An 18112-nucleotide genomic window follows, 5' to 3' on the forward strand; every position below is an offset into this window, starting at 1 on the left:
AGATGACCACATACACAGCGCTGATCGTTGATGATGAACCGGACATTCGGGAATTACTTGAGATCACCCTCACCCGGATGGGTATATCGACCCTCACGGCGCCCGACCTAAGCAGCGCCCGGAAATTGCTGGAACAGAACACCACCCATCTCTGCCTGACGGACATGAACCTGCCAGACGGCAACGGCATCGAATTGGTCCAGTGGATCCAAAAACACTCGCCCGCTACGCCTGTCGCCGTGATCACTGCCTACGGGAACATGGATACCGCGATTGAATCGCTTAAGGCCGGAGCCTTTGATTTTGTGTCCAAACCGGTGGAGCTGCCCCGACTCAGGGAGCTGGTTAGTAGTGCTCTCAAGCTATCTGAACCCAAGGCGGACGTAGAAGAAGTGGCAGATGAGCCGGGCCTGCTACTGGGTAAATCGACAGAGATACGCAAACTCCGGAACCAGACCCGCAAGCTGGCCCGGAGCCAGGCACCGGTGTTTATCAGCGGCGAGTCCGGCAGTGGCAAGGAACTGGTCGCCCGCATGATTCATCTGCAGGGCCCCCGCCGCGAAGGACCATTCATCGCGGTTAACTGCGGCGCGATTCCCTCAGAGCTGATGGAAAGCGAATTTTTTGGCCACAAAAAAGGCAGCTTTACCGGTGCCGTGGAGAATAAAGACGGCTTGTTCCGTTCAGCCAACGGCGGCACCTTGTTCCTTGATGAAGTGGCCGACCTGCCCCTGGCCATGCAGGTGAAACTGCTCCGCGCGATTCAGGAAAAAGCCGTTCGGCCGGTTGGCGATACCAAGGAAGTGCCCGTCGACATCAGGGTACTGAGCGCTACCCACAAGAACCTGCCGGAGCTGGTGCAGGAAGGCAGCTTTCGCCAGGACCTTTTCTACCGGATTAACGTGATCGAGCTGGCCGTGCCGCCACTGAGAGAACGGCCGGATGATATTCCCCTGCTCTCGAATCATATTCTTAAACGCATTGCGAAAGAGTATGAGTGTGAACCGGCTTCGTTAACACCTGCCGCCGTCGAAAGGTTGAGAAGCTATGAGTTCCCCGGCAATGTTCGGGAACTGGAAAACGTGTTGGAGCGGGCTTTCACTCTCTGCGACGCTGACCAGATTGATGCTGAGGATCTTCACCTGGGGAACGGAGTGCAACATGCCTCGTCTGCCACACAGATTATTGCTGAAGGCCAGGCTGGCGAGGGAGAGGGTGTTGCCGTTCCTGATGGTGAAATCGATCTGGAGGGGTATCTGGAGGGTATCGAGCGGCAAGCCATAGAGAAAGCGCTTGAAGCGACTCGGTGGAACAAGACGGCGGCGGCGAAGAGGTTGGGTATCAGTTTTCGCGCGCTTCGATATCGGCTGAAGAAGTTGGGAATGGAATAAAGCTCATATTCCAGGGAAAGTTCGCAGACAATAAAGCCCATGGTAGACTTGCGGCAGGTCTGACTCCGACAGGACGCCGGAGAGACTCTCCTTTAAACGAACAAGGAACGTTCATATGCCCTCACAAAAACGCGAGGCAGGCTTTAGCCTGCTTGAGCTAATCATTACCATTGTCATCCTCTCAATCGCTGCCGGCTTCACCAGTCAGGCGTGGGAATGGTGGATAAGCAAGACCAGACATCGGGTCATCCTCGAAAGCTACCATACTCTTTTCGCCTACGCTCGATGGACCGCCGCCAGCCAAAACACATTAGTGACAGTATGCCCACTTTCCATCAAGAACCGGTGCGTTGACGCCTGGGAACAACCCGTATCGGTTTTTTTGGATTCAGACAACGATAAGGCACCGGATGGAGGCCAGATACTTAATCAAATAAACGTAAATCTGGGCGATTACAGTCTGAGATCGCGAACTGCCGGGCGAGGATATTTCCAGTTTAACAGCAGAGGAATGACCCACGGAGCAATGGGAAGTCTGATTCTTTGTCCCCAAAACTTCAAAAACGGGGTGATGAGCTACATGCCTGTGAATATTGCTGGACGATTCCGGGCCGAACACGACGAGGATGGAGATGGCATAATACGCTTGCCATGGGGAACAAAGCTTAGTTGCTAGGTTTCAAACAGCTGGGAGGTCGAAATCATCACGAAACGACCTCCCGAACCAATCATTGCCAATCGTTTTCTCCAGCCCCGAAGCTACCATCACCACTTTCGTCCCAGCGCCGAGCTCCCGTAGAATCGAGCTCCAGAATGCCATTGCCCGCCTGGACACTCTTTGGAGTTGCCCTAAGAGTGTAAGAACTACCTGTTGCAGCAGTAATTGTTAGATCATAAAACTTATTATCGCTCTCGAGGGGTGCTTCGTCTGGAAAAATACCCGGGCTTCCCGTATCACTGCCACCAGTTGCCGCGCCCTCATAGGTATTTTGAGACGCATAATGGCGCTCCATCGCCGCTGCAAATTCCATTAAGGCCCCCTGTGCGTCAGCACGCCGAGTACGCTCCCCGTACTCGACATAGCTGGGATAGGCGAAAGCCGCTATTACGCCGACAATAACTACAACAATAAGCAGCTCTATCAGCGTGAAGCCGCGTTGCCGAACATCACCGAGTTTCAATCATCAATCCTCATACCAATAGGTTTCCACAACGCCCTGTACGGTCTCAATGGTCTGGCAATCTGTACCGACACAAATTACGTCGGTATCATCCACCCGCATCCGTTGAGGGCTCGAAGGCAGAGGAATTCCAAGCTCTACAGGCCGATCTTCCCGGGTTAATTCATCAGCCGGCTTTCCATCTCCCGTGTAATAGTTACGAACGGCTCGCCCGTCGAGCACGGACAGGTGATAAAGCCTTGATGTCCCAGTCGGAGGCAAACACGGATCAGAGCTCGCTTTAGGTTCGTAAGTCGTAATGAATACTTCATTATTTGCAGTCACGCTCTCCGCCAGTACTTTTTCACCAGGGTTGCTACTCAGGTCGATAAACCACCCTTTGGAAGCCGCCAGATCCTGTGCAGCTGTGGTGCGTTGGGCATCAGTGCCCTGCTGAATCAGGTTATCCGTGGTATCAAACAGGTTAGACTCAGTAATCGTTTGATAGAGGACACGAGTTTGTGTCGCATCTTTCGGATCGAGGGGCGCGGAGCTGACAGCCGGTATTTTCAACATGTAAATCCGGTCTTTGATGTCAGTATCCAGCGGGTGGGCCTGGTAACCCGAACCAATGATCAGTCCAAGATAGCGCGCTCCACCGATTTTAACCCCAAACAGATCAGGGCTATGGTAGAAACGACGATTGCCAGCTTCAGTCGAGTCCGCCAGATCCGCAATTCGTCCACCAGTGGCAAAGCTTGTAAGTTTTGCCGTATTACTTAAATCGAACCGGAAAATCTGCCCACCCATATCACCAACATAGATCTGGTCCGCCAACTTATCCCCGTTTACGTCTAGAACCTTAGGCGAGGCCGGTATGCTGTACTTCATTTCGGGCAGTTCCAGATCTGCGCCACTGCCTGTTGGCCCGGCCCACCAGAGCCGGACTCCAGTCTCGGCGTCAACGATATATACCGCACGTCCCATACTGTCAGCGGTACGCGTTGTTACCGAATCCTGGTTCGTATCGTAGCCGCCACCAAAGATCAGCACCTCATACAACTTGTTATTTATATTGACTTTAGTCTTTACGGGTTTGGACCACGTTTGCCCCATCTCCGCGAAGCTGGTGTTTGCAATACCTCCTGTGATCTGCCAAAGCAAAGACGGCGCGTTCCGGTTGGTGACATCCAGAGCGTAATAGCTCTTGCCGCCTCGACGCATACCTGAGTAGATATAGGCAAAGTCGTTATCTGCCGACTTGATTGCACCATCAAAGTTATCGTCATGTACCCAGCTGACGACGGTACCATCCATACCGTACTCCTTGCTGGATTTTTCGGTGCTATTCATCATTGCCGGCTGTTTCTTCAACAACTCCTTGGGAATGAAAGAGAAATAACTCTTGCCAGTCTCTCCATCTACACCATGAATATAGCCTTGATTGTCACCATAGTAGATAGTGATGTCCTGATTGGTCGCAGTGGTTCCGTCGTAAATTACCAGTTGCGGCACTGAATGGAGAGGATCTGCCAACAATTTTCGGGCTTCCGTCAAGTCGTTATCGCCGTCCTGATCAGTAACGTCCACCCCACGCGTCCATTGAACAAGCTTCGCGAATTCGGCATCTGACATATTGGTGTCACCAAAAAGAGCTTTTGTCAGATTACTGTTGGTCGCCACAACAGCATTGTTGTTGTCGGATAGAAGAGACTTTCTGGAATCAAGGTTCGAAAACACGTTACGGTCAGCAGTTGTATCCGGCAGTTGAGACGCTGCGCCTCCGAGCTTCACATTCGGTCCATCAGCGGTTGGGCTCCACCAGCTTTGCGCCGTGTCCTTAAAGAATCCGGTTGCTGGGTCAATCGCCGGGTTACCATTCTCATCGACGATAACTGCTTCTGCCTCGCCCGAGGAATTCGTCCGAATCTCAAGCTTGTAGCGCTTCAGATTACCGTTCCAAATAGCGCCCTTCTGGGATTGGAACAACGCGTAGTAAAGCATGTTCAGGTGATTAAGGCGGTCGAAGGTATTAACCGCGATGCCGGGAGCGACGTATGTTGTTGACCGCGCATTAACTTCATCAAAAACCTGCTGAAGGGCTGAGGTCAATTGCGTAGCGTTATCGGCAAGCAAATACTGCCCACCACCTTTGGTAGCCGCGTCACTCAGAAGCGTCTGATCTGTTTTAAAACCAATAGTGAAGGTCGCAACCTTCTGCTGGCCTGGAAAATCATCGTTCGGATCGTTTGCGGCCGGGATCATATCCTCAGTCCACATGTGCTCGGCAATTTCATCAAGGCAATTGCCAGTGCAGCTTCCGACTTCCGACTCAATCTCTGTCTGCCAATTTGTATCGGACGTGGGCTCACCATCCGTCAGAAGCAATGCGTAGTTCGGCTGACAGGAATACTCCACAGGGCTATCGAATACTGATGAATCAGTTGAAGATACAACGCCACTGCGCTGGGAACCATCCTCATCGGTGCTTCGAATGAAAACATCTTCCCCCTGATAGTAGCGCATGGTCTCAAATAGACTCTCGGACAACGGAGTGTTGCCACCCGCGAACAGACCATCAATCTTGGTGATCAATGAAGACCTTTGAGTATCAATATCGGCCACGGGCGCCTTAAAGTATGCACCCTCGTTGCCCCCGAAAATCATAAGTCCAACGTTCACGTCGTTTAAGCTGTTTACAAGATCTTTGGCTGCCTGCTTCATTACGTTGAGGCGCGTGTCCCCGTCGACATCCTGGGTGCTCATACTTCCCGAGGCATCCAGAATGAGCATGATGTTTGGCTGGACTACCTTTTGCGCATTGGTGAAAAAGATCTCTGTGTCATCACCCAATGCCGCAGTACCGGCCATGGAGAAGTATGCTGCCGAAAGTGCAGTAGTGAGAACGCGACTGAAACTTTTCATTGATCACCTCCATCGCCACGCGGCACCCAAAAGTCCACCTGCTCTACCAATTCGGAGCCACTTCCAATCACCAAGGTCGCGGGGTTCCCAATAAGGCCACTGGTCCTACGCATGTCAATCGTCTTTCCTTGCCGGGAAATCGACAGTTCCCTAGCCGGCAAGTAGCTGGACTTCGCACAAGACTCACAGCCCTCAACCCGCACCTGAACCACTTCTCCTGATGCATTGAAAACTAGCTCTACCTGATTCGCCTCTGCCGCGAAAACATCACCATCTAGCATCGACCGAGCGGTTTCGGCATTGGCAGTCCCGGCGGCCACGCCAAGTAGAAGTAGAGCTGCGCTAATCCGCAGCAAATACACCAATGAATATCTCATCATTCTCTCCCTCCCGACCAAGCGGGAATCAATAATATTCAATGCCTTTGAAAACACGCGCTTCGGCGCCGGTGTTCGCCATCGTTGCTTCGCCAATCAACTCATACCGATAGCCTTTCAACTGGTTTGAGCTTTCATCGGCATTCATTGAGCTACCACTCGTTATAATGATTTCCCCGAGGAACCGTGCCTGATAGCTACCAGTGATCCCGTTCCCTGAGTCCAGCGTGGTTACCGTAACGACGCTGCTCTCTTCGCTAGCGTTCTGCATCGACTCACGCAGTAAGGTCAAATCGTTTGCGTACAGTTGATTGGTTAATGCACTTACAGTACTTTCAGCTGCCTGGAAGGCCCGGTTCGCATTCTGCGAGTTAACAGCCATACGCTCCTGCATGACGGAAGTGTTCATTCCAGCCACACCAATCAGAGTGAGCACCAACAACACAATGAGACTCACAATAAGAGCAGCGCCATTTTGTCGATCGATAAACTCGAACTGCTTCGCTCTGTTTGTCATCAAACTACCCTTCGCTCGTTTTAGTCGCGGTTGCGTAACATAACGGTTGAAACAAACGCACGTCGCAATCGCTGATCCTCAGGATGGGTCACAGCAGAAGCACCCGCTCCTGTTGTTCCAACAATCTGCTCCCCCGGCAGAGCGTAAGTTGCCGTATCTGCGCTGTTCCGGGCGCCATCAGAGTCGCTGATTAACAAGCCAACACGAATAGCCACGACGTTCGCCATGTCGCCTACATTGTCGGCGGTCGTGTACCTTATATTGTTCGTCGCGAGCAGCTCTCCATACTCAATCTGGAGACTTTCAACACCCTCAACAATTTCGTCTACCTGGAAGTCTGGCGTTGCCTGATTAAGCAGGTTGTTAGTGCCCCGATAAAGCGCTCTGATATCGTTGCCTTGTGCATCATCCCGACCGGTGTCTGCTACAAAATAGACCGTGGCTGAAAAACGCATAATCCTTGCTGATTCGGTGTAAGCCTGGCTCAAACGATTGTCGGTGTTGACGTTATTCGCATGCGCCCAAGTGTTCGAGGTCGGTTGACTGGATATGCGGAAGAGGTCAGCGGCTTCGCAATCGGAAATCAGGACGATGTCATTCTGAGAGAAAAGACCGACCTCTGAACCGCCAACCTGGATATTGGCATTATCCGCAGTCATGTTGCCTGTAATTTCAACCTCAACAGACTCGCCTCGCTGCACCGCGAGCACATCACTGCCGATCAAAGCCCTGGACTCAATTGAATGGCCGTCAAACTCCGTGCCACTCGCCCAATTCGCGTCGTCAACTTCCCATCCGCGCAATGTAGTGGAAAAGAAATCAGAGGTCGGGGGATTCTCAGCAATTACATTTAGAGCAACATCATCTGGATCTGCACATCCCTGATAACCCACCATTCTCATATCCCGGGCCATAATATCCGTAGCAATACGACCAGACTCCTGAATTCTCGCCAGGGAAGTCGCCAGACGAGAAGTCTGGTTCGAATCCATATAAACCGTAAATACGCCCAGTATCAGTGTTGCGCTGAGCGCCAGGGCTATGATCAGTTCTACGAGAGAAAGCCCCTTTTGCCGCATCGGCTTTGTCGACAGTCCTGCGCCGCCTTTAGTCTTTCTCATAGAGCACCTCACAACGAAAACCTGACGGCATAGGAGTTGTCTCCCGCAATATCTTCACCAGCATCACCTGCACGACTGGCCTCGTCCCACTGGATAGTTACAGTGTATATTCCGGATGCTGCATCATGTGCAATGGTTCCCACACCACCGGGAAGCATTGCCATATCCCCTCCCGTGCCCTGCACCTGGAGCGTCCATTCAACCTGATCGACGGTTACTTGATCAGAAGGAGTACAGCCTGCGGCCTGGCCGGTGCACGCCGGAAGCGTCGTGGATTGAATGGTCGCGGTGGAAAAGCCCCCATAGCTACCACCTTGCGCTTCAGCTCTGTTAGCTCGCATACGATCAGCCATATCGTATGCCAGGATGCTGGCCTGCGTTCTCAAATAGGAACCCTGGTTGTTTCGCATGCCCTCGAAAAGCAAACCGGCGAGCCCCAGCAACCCGATTGCCAGGATGAAAAGCGTCACCAGAATTTCAATCATAGTGAAACCGCCGGCTCTCATTCTGCCGGGGCTAAAAGCTATCAATATTTGTCCGGACGATTGTTTAGCCATTTTTCTTTCCATCTTTACGGGCAAGTAATGTCTGCGTCATCGTGATCATTCAAAACCCCAGCTGTCCCACCGGTATCCCGTGCTAAGCGGGTTTGACCCGAGACATTAACAACGACAGCTCTGGCTTCAGCAGCGCCACGCTCATCACATACGATAAAGGTACCTGCATTGCTGCCAGTGGCCGACGGTATGGGAAACCCGTTGCTGGCAAACTGGACAAATCCTCCACCGTCACTCGTCAACCCCTCTATGCGAAAACTGTTACCCCCTGAGAGCGATCCTCCGACTTTAAGGACTTCGTCACCGTCACCACTGTCAACAGACCGGTCTCCATCCATATCACGGAAAATAATCCAGCCAGTTTCCCAAGCTGCATTTCCACTGCAGGAAGCACTATCGGTTGATGAACAGGCGGTGACGACCCCGCCCTGAAGCTTTGATGCCTCACTCCGCGCATAGCTGATTAGACTCGAGATCTCATTGATCTGGGCAGTAAGGCGATTATTCAGAACAGTTTCCCTAAATGAGGGCACAGCAAAGGAAGCCACGATCGCAAGAATGACTATCGTGATAATAAGCTCAAGAAGTGTGAAGCCCGATTGGCGCTGGAGTTCTGCCATATTTCAACCCTTTTTTGATTATCATAAGGGTAGAAGCAAGGTAACTAGCACTCCAGCACGTCACGATAAACGGCAAAATTTGCCTGACAAGTGGTTCGAGAGGTCACTAGAACATGACCCATCTCTCATCAGATGACTTTCGAGTGGTAGGCTAATTCGAAACTTGTTCTGTCCGTAATGCTTACGCTAAGTATGCAGGACTACTATCAGTCAAATAGTGTTATAGAAAGTCAATTACCCAACATTGACCGCATCAATCCGAAGCTCTTTTGGCATGGAGAACACAATATTCTCCTCACGCCCGGCAATCTCCTCCGGAACGCTCCCACCAAGCTCTCGCAGGCGAGTAATCACATCGTTTACCAGAACCTCGGGCGCAGAGGCGCCAGCGGTAACTCCAACCGAGGTCTTCCCTTCCAGCCAGGCAGCATCGATCTGGGAAGCCTCATCAATCAGATACGCAGGCGTGCCCATTCTCTCGGCAAGCTCACGCAGACGATTCGAGTTGGAGCTGTTCGGCGAGCCAACCACCAGCATAAGATCGCAGTCGCCGGCCAACTGCTTCACGGCGTCCTGACGGTTCTGGGTGGCATAGCAGATATCGTCCTTGCGCGGGCCCTGAATCTCCGGGAACTTTGCTCGGAGGGCATCGATAACCCGGGCGGTATCGTCCATGGAGAGGGTGGTCTGGGTCACGTAGGAGAGCTTGCCGGGGTCTTTAACTTCGAGGTTGGCAACATCCTCCTCGTTTTCCACGAGGTAGATTTCACCACCATTGCTGTGGTCGTACTGCCCCATGGTGCCTTCCACTTCCGGGTGGCCGTGGTGGCCGATCAATACGCATTCCCGGCCGTCGCGGCTATAACGCATGACTTCCAGGTGAACCTTGGTAACCAGTGGACAGGTGGCGTCAAAGACTTTCAAACCGCGGCGGGCGGCTTCGTTCTGTACCGCCTGGGAAACGCCATGGGCGCTGAAGATGACAAGTTTGTCGTCTGGCACTTCGTCCAGCTCGTCCACGAAAATGGCGCCACGGTTGCGCAGGTTATCCACCACAAATTTATTGTGGACCACTTCGTGCCTTACGTAGATCGGCGCTCCGAACACGTCCAGCGCCCGGTTTACAATTTCAATGGCGCGGTCCACGCCGGCACAAAAACCTCGGGGATTGGCGAGTCGGATCTGCATATCAACCTGCTGCTCTGGTTAGTGGGCCGGGCCTGCCGGTTCCACGTCAATGATTTCTACTTCAAACGTCAGTGTACGCCCTGCCAGGGGGTGATTGAAATCCACCTCGACTTCATCACCTTCCACGCGACTGACCACACCGGGCAACTCACTCTGGCGCGCATCGGCGAAGGAGATCATCACGCCCGGCTCCAGAACCATATCGGGGCTGAACTCATGGCGCTTGAAGGTCTGGACGTTATTCGGATTGTGCTGGCCAAAGGCTTTCTCCGGCGGAACCTCAAAGCTGTCCCTGTCACCGACCTTCATGCCCATCAGGTAGGCTTCAAAGTTTTCCGGCAGGTTGTCATCGCCGATTTCCAGGGAAGCCGGCTCATTCTCAAAAGTCGAATCAATCACTTCGCCATCCGGGAACTTCAGGGCGAAGTGCAGTTTTACCCGGGTACCCTTGTCGACAGGCAGTTCATTCATAAGAGTTACTCACTCCTTTGCGCATCCCCGTCCGAGTCGGCGGGTTTGCGAAACATATCGAGAATCATCATGGCGGCACCGATGGTGATCGCGGTGTCGGCCAGGTTAAAGGCGGGAAAGTGCCAGTCCTGCCAGTAAAAGTGCAGGAAATCGACCACGTAGCCGTGCACCACCCGATCGTAGACGTTGCCAAGGGCGCCGCCGAGTATCAGTACGATGGCAATGGCGGTCCAGGTTTCGTGGCGCTGCAGGTTTTTCAGCCAGTAGATCAGTACCACGCTGACCACCAGCGCCAGGGTGACAAAGAACCAACGTTGCCAGCCAGCGGCTTCGGCCAGGAAGCTGAACGCGGCGCCGGTGTTGTGAAGCAGCGTCAGATTGAACATCGGAATCACCGGGACCGGGTCGCCATAGGTCAGCATGGCGCTCGCCATGGCCTTGGTGCCGAGATCCAGAGCGATCACCAGCACCGCCAGCCACAGCCATTTCAGTTTGCTCCCGGTGACCTGCTCCGTCATGGTCGCGTCCATCAGGCGTAGGCGCGGGCTTCGCCGGGCCCTTCCACGTTGGTCACGCAGCGACCACAGAGATCGTCGTACTTGGCATTGCGGCCGACGTCTTCCCGGTGGTGCCAGCAGCGCTCGCATTTGGTGTGAGCAGCAGGCGTCACCTTCACGCGGAGACCTTCATGGGAGGTCATTTCCGCATCGCCAGCCTCTGACACCGGTTTGACACTAGCTTCGGAGGTGATCAGGACAAACCGCAGCTCCTCACCCAGGTGCTTCAGATCGGCAGCCAGGTCGCCTTCGCAGAACAGCGTCACCTCGGCACTGAGCGAACCTTTGATTTCACCCCTCGCCCTGGCTTCCTCCAGGCACTTGTTGACGGTCTCTTTCACACTGTACATCTCGCGCCAGTAGTCGCGGCCAAGCTCAGCGTTTTCCGGCAGTGGCGTGAGGCCCTCGTACCAGGTTTCATAGAATACGGTATCGCTGCGCTTACCCGGCAGATGCTGCCAGATTTCATCAGCGGTGAAGCTGAGAATCGGGGCAATCCAGCGAACGAGCGCTTCGGCCACATGGTACAGGGCCGTCTGGCAGGAACGACGCGCCAGACTATCGGCCTGGGTGGTGTACTGGCGATCCTTGATGATATCCAGATAGAAGCCGCCCAGGGTGGCTTCACAGAAGTTGTACACCTTCTGGTAGATCCGCAGGAAGGCGTAGTTGCCATAGTCCTCATGCAGCTCTTTCTGCAATTGCAGGGCACGGTCTACCATCCAGCGATCCAGCGCGATCATGTCTTCCGGTGCCACCATGTGCTGCTTCGGATCAAACCCGGTCAGGTTGCTCAGCAGGAAGCGGGAGGTATTCCGGATCCGGCGGTAACCATCGGCGGTCTGGCGCAGGATGTCCTTGGACACGGTCATTTCGCCGCTGTAGTCGGTTGCGGCCACCCACAAGCGCAGGATGTCGGCGCCCAGCTCGTTCATGACTTCCTGGGGCGCGATGACGTTGCCCAGGGATTTGGACATCTTGTGGCCCTTGCCATCGACGGTAAAGCCGTGGGTCAGAACCTGCCTATAAGGCGCCACGCCATTCATGGCAATGGAGGTCTTCAGGGACGACTGGAACCAGCCACGGTGCTGGTCTGAGCCTTCGAGGTACATATCCGCCGGGAACTGGCCCAGTTCCTCGCGAACCCGCAGGACTGACTCGTGGGTGACACCGGAATCGAACCAGACATCCAGGGTATCCGTTACCTTCTCGTATTGCTCGGCATCACTGCCCAGCAGGGAAGACGCGTCCAGCTCGTACCAGGCATCGATACCGCCCTCTTCGATCTGCTGGGCCACCTGCTCGATCAGGTTCTGGGTGTCCGGGTGCAGCTCCTGCGTCTCCTTATGGATAAACAGGGTGATGGGCACCCCCCAGGTCCGCTGACGGGAGATACACCAGTCCGGCGACTGGTTGAACATGGCTTCGATACGGTTCTTACCCCAGGATGGCACCCAACGTACACCCTGGATCGCTTCAAGGGCATCAGCGCGCAGGTTTTCCTTATCCATGCTGATAAACCACTGGGGCGTGGCCCGGTAGATCAGCGGGGTCTTGGTACGCCAGCAGTGGGGATAGCTGTGACGGAACTTCTCGGAGCGGACCAGCTTGCCCTCGCGCTCGAGGGCGCTGCAAACCGGCTCATCGGCCTTGTAAACGTGTACACCGGCCAGCTCACCGGCGGCCGAAGTGTAGGTGCCATCCGCCTGAACCAGGTTGATGGTGCCGATGTTGTAGGCCTTGCCCACCTCAAAGTCTTCCATACCGTGATCGGGCGCGGTATGAACAGCGCCGGTACCGGCGTCCGTGGACACATGGTCGCCCAGGATAACAGGGACCTGCTTGTCGTAGATCGGGTGCTGGAGAACCAGATTCTCAAGAGCCGCCCCAGCACAGGTTGCCAGCACTTCGTAGCTCTCAACCTGCCAACGAGCCATGATGTCTTCCACCATCTCGGCGGCCAGGATCATGCGCTCAGGTCCCTGGCCAACGTCGGTCTGCACCAACGCGTAGTCCAGATCGGCATTGAGCGAAACGGCCTGGTTAGCCGGAATGGTCCAGGGCGTGGTGGTCCAGATAACCACGGAGACATCACCATTGCCATTATCGGTGCCGAACAGTGACAGGGCTTTTGCCTGGTCAACCGCGGTGAAGCGCACATCAATCTGGGTCGAGGTCTTGTCCTGGTACTCAACCTCGGCTTCTGCCAGTGCCGACTGACCCACCACACTCCAGTAAACCGGTTTGTAACCACGCACGAGGTGGCCCTTGGCGACAATCTTGCCCAGGGCACGAACAATACCCGCCTCAACTTTGGGATCCATGGTCAGGTAGGGTTTATCCCACTCCCCCATCACGCCGAGGCGGATGAAATCGGTTTTCTGACCTGCAATCTGCTTGGTGGCGTAGTCGCGACAGGCCTGGCGGAAGGTCTTGTAATCCACCTTCACACCGGCCTTGCCAATCTCCTGCTCCACCTTGTGCTCGATCGGCAGACCATGACAGTCCCAGCCCGGCACATAAGGCGCGTCATAGCCCATAAAGCTGCGGGACTTGACGATCATGTCCTTGAGAATCTTGTTGACCGCGTGACCAATGTGAATGCTGCCGTTGGCGTAAGGAGGGCCATCATGAAGGATGAACTTTTCCCGCCCTTCACGCTGCTTGCGCAGGTTGCCGTAGACGTCGAGATCCTGCCAGCGCTTGAGCAATTCCGGCTCGCGCTTGGCCAGGTTGCCGCGCATGGGGAAGGCGGTTTCCGGCAGATTCAGGGTGTGCTTGTAGTCGCTCATGGTTTGTGTGCGTACTCTTTTGGTCTTGGTCAGTTTGAGTCAGTCATTTATTCGTTGGGGCGCAGCCGGGCGTTTCAATCCGCGCTTTTCACAGAGCCGTTTTCGGCAATCCACGCCCGGGCATGCTCGAAATCCCGGGCAATCTGTTCTTTCAGCTCATCCACGGAATCGAACTTCTCCTCGTCCCGCAGGCCTTGGCGGAACACCACCTCCAGATGCTGACCATAAAGTGTGCCAGCAAAGTCAAACAGGTGCACTTCCAGTGAGGGCCGCTTGCCGTCAACGGTCGGGCGTACACCGATGTTAGCAACGCCATCGAACCTGGAACCGTCATCCAGGGTAGCGGCAACCACATAGACACCGCGCAGGGCGGGTGTCCGGTGTAACAGAATATTCGCGGTTGGCGCGCCAATCTGGCGCCCCAGCTGACGCCCGTAGACGACCCGACCCCGGATTCGGTAAGGGTGACCGAGGAGTGACTCAGCCTTCTCCAGCCCGTTCACTGTGAGCGAATCCCGGACCCGGGTGCTACTTACCCGCTCCCCACCTACCGTCACCGTGCGCGTGTTCTCAACGGTGAATCCGGCCTCTTTGCCGACCTTTTCAAGGAGCGCAAAGTCTCCGGCCCGGTCGCAGCCAAAACGAAAGTCGTCCCCCACAACCAGATGCTGAACTGCAAGCCCTTGAATGAGAACATCGTCTATAAAGCCCATGGCGGAATAGCTACGAAACGCCTGATTAAAGCGAAGGCAAAGCACAATATCGATGCCTTCCGCCAGCAGGGCCTCGAACTTCTGGCGAAATCCCATCAGCCTTGGTGGTGCCTCACTGCCCTGGAAGAATTCACGGGGCTGGGGCTCGAAAATCATCACGACCGAGGGCACGCCCAGAGCTTCAGACTTGCTTTTGACCTGGTCAATAATGGTCTTGTGGCCAAGATGCACGCCGTCGAAGTTACCAATGGTGGCGACACACCCGTTAGCGAGCGGTGAGTCTTCCCGACGGGAAAGCATTTTCAGGTTGGTCAGGCCCCGGATCAGACGCATGCAATGCGAACCTTCAATTGCCAGCTAGCTTTCAGCGCTCACTTTTACCGCAACGCTGGTGAGAAAACGCGCGATTATACCTTACCTGTGGCGGAAATGTCTTACCCGAACCCCGGCCAGCGCCAGTGCAACAAAGTAGACGGCGACGCCCGCCCCTACCAGCATCGCCATGTCCGCTGCCCGCTGATAGCCGCCGTTTGCCAGCCACACCGACACCGGGGCGTTGAGCCAGACAATGACGGCCGCCAGGGCGCCGTTGGCAAACAGCAACTGCAGCAGGAAACGGGGCCAGCCGGGCTGACTCTGCCAGGCCCCTTCTTTGCGCAGCCCACGCCACAGAAGATAGCCATTGAGCCAGGCCGACAGGGAGGTGGCCAGCGCTAGACCGGCATGAGCCAGGGGAAATATCAGAATCAGGTTGAACACCATGTTGGCCACCATGGCGATGATGCCGATCTTGACCGGCGTTTTGGTGTCTTCTCTTGCGAAGAATCCCGGCGCCAGAACCTTGATCAGCATGAACGCCAGCAACCCTGCGGAATAGGCTCGCAAGCTCTGGGCCGACATGGCCACATCCCGATCGGTAACCGCACCATAGTGAAACAGAGTGGCAATCAGCGGCTCGGCCAACAGCGCAAGCGCCAGGGCGGCCGGGAGACCAATCAACAGAACCGCCCGAACCGCCCAGTCCAGGGTGGCCGCGAACTGGTCCGCGGACGCCGCTGCGTGTTTACGGGAAAGACTCGGCAGAATGACTGTCGCAATCGCTATGCCGAACACGCCGAGAGGCAATTCCGAGAGCCGATCAGAGTAATACAACCAGGAAACGCTGCCGGTCTGGAGAAAAGACGCCAGAACCGTATCAAGCAACAGGTTGATCTGGCTGACCGACACCCCGAACAGCGCAGGCGCCATCAGCTTGAGGATCCGGCTGACGCCTTCGTGGCGATAGTCCACTCGAGGCCTTGGCAACAGGCCCAGGCGCATCAGAAACGGCAACTGGAAAAACAGCTGCAGAGCCCCGGCAATGAAAACGCCCCAGGCCAAGGCCATCACCGGCTCATCCATCAGCGGCGTCAGCCAGATGGCGGCCCCAATCATCGCCAGATTCAGAAGTACCGGGGTAAACGCGGGTACAGCGAAGCGATCGTAACTGTTGAGGATGCCCCCCGCGAAGGCGGTCAGGGATATCAGCAGCAAGTAGGGAAAGGTGATGCGAAGCATGTCGCTGGTAAGCGCAAATTTCACATCATCGTCCAGGAAGCCCGGGGCAAAAACCGCCGTCAGCACCGGCGCTCCGAGGATGGCCACAAGCGTGACGCCCAACAACACCAAGCCAAGGGAGCCAGCTACGGCATTGACCAACCGCTGTACGTCCGAGAGTGACTGTTTCTCCCGGTAAGATGACAACACGGGCACAAAGGCCTGGGAGAAGGCGCCCTCGGCAAATAGTCGACGAAGGAAATTTGGAATCTTGAAGGCAACAAAAAAAGCATCCGCCCCGGCACCGGCGCCGAAATAGCGGGCGATAACCATATCCCGAACCAGACCCAGCACCCGGGACAGCATGGTCATGATACCCACAAGCCCCGACGACCTGAGCAGGCCGGGCGCCTTGGGCAGTTGTTTCTGTTCCGGGGTTGATTCAGGTTCCGACGACATGCAGGCCCTTGTCTGACATTCTGGACATCCTTTTGGCGCGGGTATTTCGGGAATTACCTGCTTCCCGGTCAAGCCCGCGTTCAGTGAGCCGCGAGTTTACCACAGGCCTTCTGTGTCGGGGCATGAAATGGGTTTTAGCCTTGACATTTGGAGGTTTGAGCGGCATAGTTCCGCGTCATTTATTTCGACGCGCTGGTTTTGGCGCGCCCGCGATGTAACGAATCATTCAGCAACGAATTTGAGATTTTCAGGAGTTTTACGGTGGCAAATTCCCCGCAAGCCAAGAAGCGCGCACGTCAGAACGAGAAGAACCGCAAGCACAATGCAAGCCTGCGTTCCATGGCTCGTACTTACATGAAAAAGATCCAATCCAAGATCGAAGCCGGCAACTACGAAGAAGCCCAGGCTGCTTTCCAGCAGGCCCAGCCGATTCTGGACAGCATGGTCAACAAAGGCATCTTCGCGAAAAACAAGGTTGCTCGCCACAAGAGCCGCCTGAGTGCCAAGATCAAGTCCCTGAAGAGCGCCTGATCCGCTTCTTTCAGGAACAAAAAAACCGGCCAGTCGGCCGGTTTTTTTTATGGGCGAAAAGCGATTACACGATCACCATATTATCCCGATGGATCATCTCCTCGCCTGACGTATAACCAAGAATTTCGGCAATCCGGTCGCTGGACCGGCCGGCAATGGCTCTGGCTTCATCGGCGTCGTAATTTACCAGACCCCGGGCAATTTCACGGCCACTCTGATCGAAGCAAGACACCATCTCCCCACGGCGAAACTGACCGGACACGCCCTTAACCCCCACCGGCAAAAGGCTACGCCCACCCAGACAGAGCACTTTCACAGCACCATCATCCAGGGTCAGCCTGCCACGGGTCTGCAAATGACTGGCGAGCCATTGCTTTCGGGCCGCAATCCGGCCCTGCTCGGGCAATAACAGAGTGCCAATCACATCACCCTGTCTCAATCGGCCAATCACATCTTCGATGCGACCACCGACAATGACGGTAAATGCCCCTGACCGGGCAGCAAGCCGCGCAGCCCGCAACTTGGTCTGCATGCCGCCGCGCCCGAGAACACCGGCACCACCACCAGCCATGGCATCCAGTTCGCGATCGCCGGCCCGGCGCTCGGTCACCAGGCGGGCATCCGAATGCGTCCTCGGATCCTTGTCAAACAACCCCAGTTGGTCGGTCAGGATAATCAGGCCGTCCGCCTCAATCAGATTGGCAACCAGTGCGCCCAGGGTGTCATTATCGCCAAACCGGATTTCGTCAGTGACAACGGTATCGTTTTCATTAACGATTGGCACCACACCCAGATTCAGCAACGCGCGAAGAGTGCCTCGGCCGTTCAGATAACGCTTGCGGTCGGAGAGGTCGTCATGGGTGAGCAGAATCTGGGCGGTATGAATATCGTGGCGCTTGAACTGTGCTTCCCAGGTCTGTACCAGGCCCATCTGGCCAACCGCCGCGGCCGCCTGAAGCTCATGGAGCTGCTCGGGCCTGACAGTCCAACCGAGCCGACTCATTCCTTCCGCTACCGAACCAGAGGAGACAACAACCACTTCCACGCCGTCTTCAATCAGCTCAGCGATCTGATCCACCCACAAACCCAACGCTGCCACATCCAGGCCACGGCCGTCGTTGGTCAGCAAGGCGCTTCCGATCTTGATAACCAGGCGGCGGGCCTGGCGCAGCTGTAGGCGTTCAGTCATGGTGCGTG

The 18112-nt window shown here is 55.3% G+C and carries 16 protein-coding genes; 3 read left to right on the plus strand and 13 right to left on the minus strand.

The annotated features are described in order from the left end of the window. Positions 1–2: 2 nt before the first annotated feature. Together QZ534_RS13420 and QZ534_RS13425 are read left to right on the plus strand one after the other, a co-directional pair. Entirely contained in the window at positions 3–1391 is a 1389-nt protein-coding gene (locus tag QZ534_RS13420; protein ID WP_296935029.1) for a sigma-54 dependent transcriptional regulator, read from the plus strand. Between the two features lie 115 nt (positions 1392–1506). Next, positions 1507–2067 (plus strand): GspH/FimT family pseudopilin, encoded by a 561-nt coding sequence (locus QZ534_RS13425; protein WP_296935030.1) that lies wholly within the window; start codon positions 1507–1509, stop codon positions 2065–2067. 52 nt (positions 2068–2119) lie between these two features. On the opposite strand, the gene QZ534_RS13430 is transcribed toward QZ534_RS13425, so the two are convergent. The 12 genes from QZ534_RS13430 to murJ form a co-directional block, all read right to left on the minus strand. Then, the gene (locus tag QZ534_RS13430; RefSeq protein WP_296935032.1) at positions 2120–2572 is read right to left on the minus strand and encodes a type IV pilin protein; all 453 of its coding nucleotides are present in this window, start codon (positions 2570–2572) and stop codon (positions 2120–2122) included. A 3-nt stretch (positions 2573–2575) separates the two neighbouring features. Then, complete coding sequence (locus QZ534_RS13435; protein ID WP_296935033.1) at positions 2576–5476, minus strand: PilC/PilY family type IV pilus protein; 2901 nt, start codon at positions 5474–5476, stop codon at positions 2576–2578. Between the two features lie 405 nt (positions 5477–5881). Continuing rightward, positions 5882–6370 (minus strand): PilX N-terminal domain-containing pilus assembly protein, encoded by a 489-nt coding sequence (locus QZ534_RS13440; RefSeq protein ID WP_296935034.1) that lies wholly within the window; start codon positions 6368–6370, stop codon positions 5882–5884. A 20-nt stretch (positions 6371–6390) separates the two neighbouring features. Beyond that, positions 6391–7491 (minus strand): PilW family protein, encoded by a 1101-nt coding sequence (locus tag QZ534_RS13445; protein ID WP_296935035.1) that lies wholly within the window; start codon positions 7489–7491, stop codon positions 6391–6393. 8 nt (positions 7492–7499) lie between these two features. Further along, on the minus strand, positions 7500–8048 hold the full coding sequence (pilV, locus tag QZ534_RS13450; protein ID WP_366935822.1) for a type IV pilus modification protein PilV: 549 nt from the start codon (positions 8046–8048) through the stop codon (positions 7500–7502). A 14-nt stretch (positions 8049–8062) separates the two neighbouring features. Next, the gene (locus QZ534_RS13455) at positions 8063–8668 is read right to left on the minus strand and encodes a GspH/FimT family pseudopilin (protein ID WP_296935036.1); all 606 of its coding nucleotides are present in this window, start codon (positions 8666–8668) and stop codon (positions 8063–8065) included. Positions 8669–8902: 234 nt separating this feature from the next. After that, positions 8903–9856, minus strand: coding sequence for a 4-hydroxy-3-methylbut-2-enyl diphosphate reductase (ispH, locus tag QZ534_RS13460; RefSeq protein ID WP_296935037.1), 954 nt, complete (start codon positions 9854–9856; stop codon positions 8903–8905). An 18-nt stretch (positions 9857–9874) separates the two neighbouring features. After that, a complete protein-coding gene (gene fkpB, locus QZ534_RS13465; RefSeq protein ID WP_296935038.1) occupies positions 9875–10327 on the minus strand; it encodes an FKBP-type peptidyl-prolyl cis-trans isomerase in 453 nt (150 codons plus the stop codon). A gap of 5 nt (positions 10328–10332) precedes the next feature. Next, a complete protein-coding gene (gene lspA, locus QZ534_RS13470; RefSeq protein WP_296935039.1) occupies positions 10333–10857 on the minus strand; it encodes a signal peptidase II in 525 nt (174 codons plus the stop codon). Further along, positions 10857–13676: an isoleucine--tRNA ligase gene (gene ileS / locus QZ534_RS13475; protein WP_296935040.1), complete on the minus strand. Its 2820-nt coding sequence runs from the start codon at positions 13674–13676 to the stop codon at positions 10857–10859. The genes lspA and ileS overlap by 1 nt, the downstream gene beginning before the upstream one ends. 74 nt (positions 13677–13750) lie before the next feature. Further along, positions 13751–14722 (minus strand): bifunctional riboflavin kinase/FAD synthetase, encoded by a 972-nt coding sequence (gene ribF, locus QZ534_RS13480; protein WP_296935041.1) that lies wholly within the window; start codon positions 14720–14722, stop codon positions 13751–13753. An 81-nt stretch (positions 14723–14803) separates the two neighbouring features. Then, positions 14804–16384 carry a murein biosynthesis integral membrane protein MurJ gene (gene murJ / locus QZ534_RS13485; protein WP_296935042.1) on the minus strand — a complete coding sequence of 527 codons (1581 nt, stop codon included), beginning with the start codon at positions 16382–16384 and terminating at the stop codon, positions 14804–14806. Positions 16385–16645: 261 nt separating this feature from the next. Here murJ and rpsT point away from each other — a divergent pair, with 261 nt between their 5' ends. Then, on the plus strand, positions 16646–16915 hold the full coding sequence (rpsT, locus tag QZ534_RS13490) for a 30S ribosomal protein S20 (RefSeq protein ID WP_099619844.1): 270 nt from the start codon (positions 16646–16648) through the stop codon (positions 16913–16915). Between the two features lie 64 nt (positions 16916–16979). Here the strand turns inward: rpsT and proB are convergent, their stop codons facing one another. After that, the gene (proB, locus tag QZ534_RS13495) at positions 16980–18104 is read right to left on the minus strand and encodes a glutamate 5-kinase (RefSeq protein WP_296935044.1); all 1125 of its coding nucleotides are present in this window, start codon (positions 18102–18104) and stop codon (positions 16980–16982) included. Positions 18105–18112 lie beyond the last annotated feature (8 nt).

Origin of the sequence: uncultured Marinobacter sp., from assembly GCF_913055835.1 — a bacterium.
Taxonomy (GTDB): domain Bacteria; phylum Pseudomonadota; class Gammaproteobacteria; order Pseudomonadales; family Oleiphilaceae; genus Marinobacter.

Excerpts from the sequence above, each read along its gene's own strand:
- ileS (WP_296935040.1), bottom strand. The coding sequence starts at position 13,676 with ATGAGCGACTACAAGCACACCCTGAATCTGCCGGAAACCGCCTTCCCC.
- pilV (WP_366935822.1), bottom strand. The coding sequence starts at position 8,048 with ATGGCTAAACAATCGTCCGGACAAATATTGATAGCTTTTAGCCCCGGC.
- QZ534_RS13425 (WP_296935030.1), top strand. The coding sequence starts at position 1,507 with ATGCCCTCACAAAAACGCGAGGCAGGCTTTAGCCTGCTTGAGCTAATC.
- fkpB (WP_296935038.1), bottom strand. The coding sequence starts at position 10,327 with ATGAATGAACTGCCTGTCGACAAGGGTACCCGGGTAAAACTGCACTTC.
- lspA (WP_296935039.1), bottom strand. The coding sequence starts at position 10,857 with ATGGACGCGACCATGACGGAGCAGGTCACCGGGAGCAAACTGAAATGG.
- ribF (WP_296935041.1), bottom strand. The coding sequence starts at position 14,722 with ATGCGTCTGATCCGGGGCCTGACCAACCTGAAAATGCTTTCCCGTCGG.
- QZ534_RS13435 (WP_296935033.1), bottom strand. The coding sequence starts at position 5,476 with ATGAAAAGTTTCAGTCGCGTTCTCACTACTGCACTTTCGGCAGCATAC.
- QZ534_RS13420 (WP_296935029.1), top strand. The coding sequence starts at position 3 with ATGACCACATACACAGCGCTGATCGTTGATGATGAACCGGACATTCGG.
- QZ534_RS13440 (WP_296935034.1), bottom strand. The coding sequence starts at position 6,370 with ATGACAAACAGAGCGAAGCAGTTCGAGTTTATCGATCGACAAAATGGC.
- ispH (WP_296935037.1), bottom strand. The coding sequence starts at position 9,856 with ATGCAGATCCGACTCGCCAATCCCCGAGGTTTTTGTGCCGGCGTGGAC.
- murJ (WP_296935042.1), bottom strand. The coding sequence starts at position 16,384 with ATGTCGTCGGAACCTGAATCAACCCCGGAACAGAAACAACTGCCCAAG.
- QZ534_RS13455 (WP_296935036.1), bottom strand. The coding sequence starts at position 8,668 with ATGGCAGAACTCCAGCGCCAATCGGGCTTCACACTTCTTGAGCTTATT.
- QZ534_RS13445 (WP_296935035.1), bottom strand. The coding sequence starts at position 7,491 with ATGAGAAAGACTAAAGGCGGCGCAGGACTGTCGACAAAGCCGATGCGG.
- proB (WP_296935044.1), bottom strand. The coding sequence starts at position 18,104 with ATGACTGAACGCCTACAGCTGCGCCAGGCCCGCCGCCTGGTTATCAAG.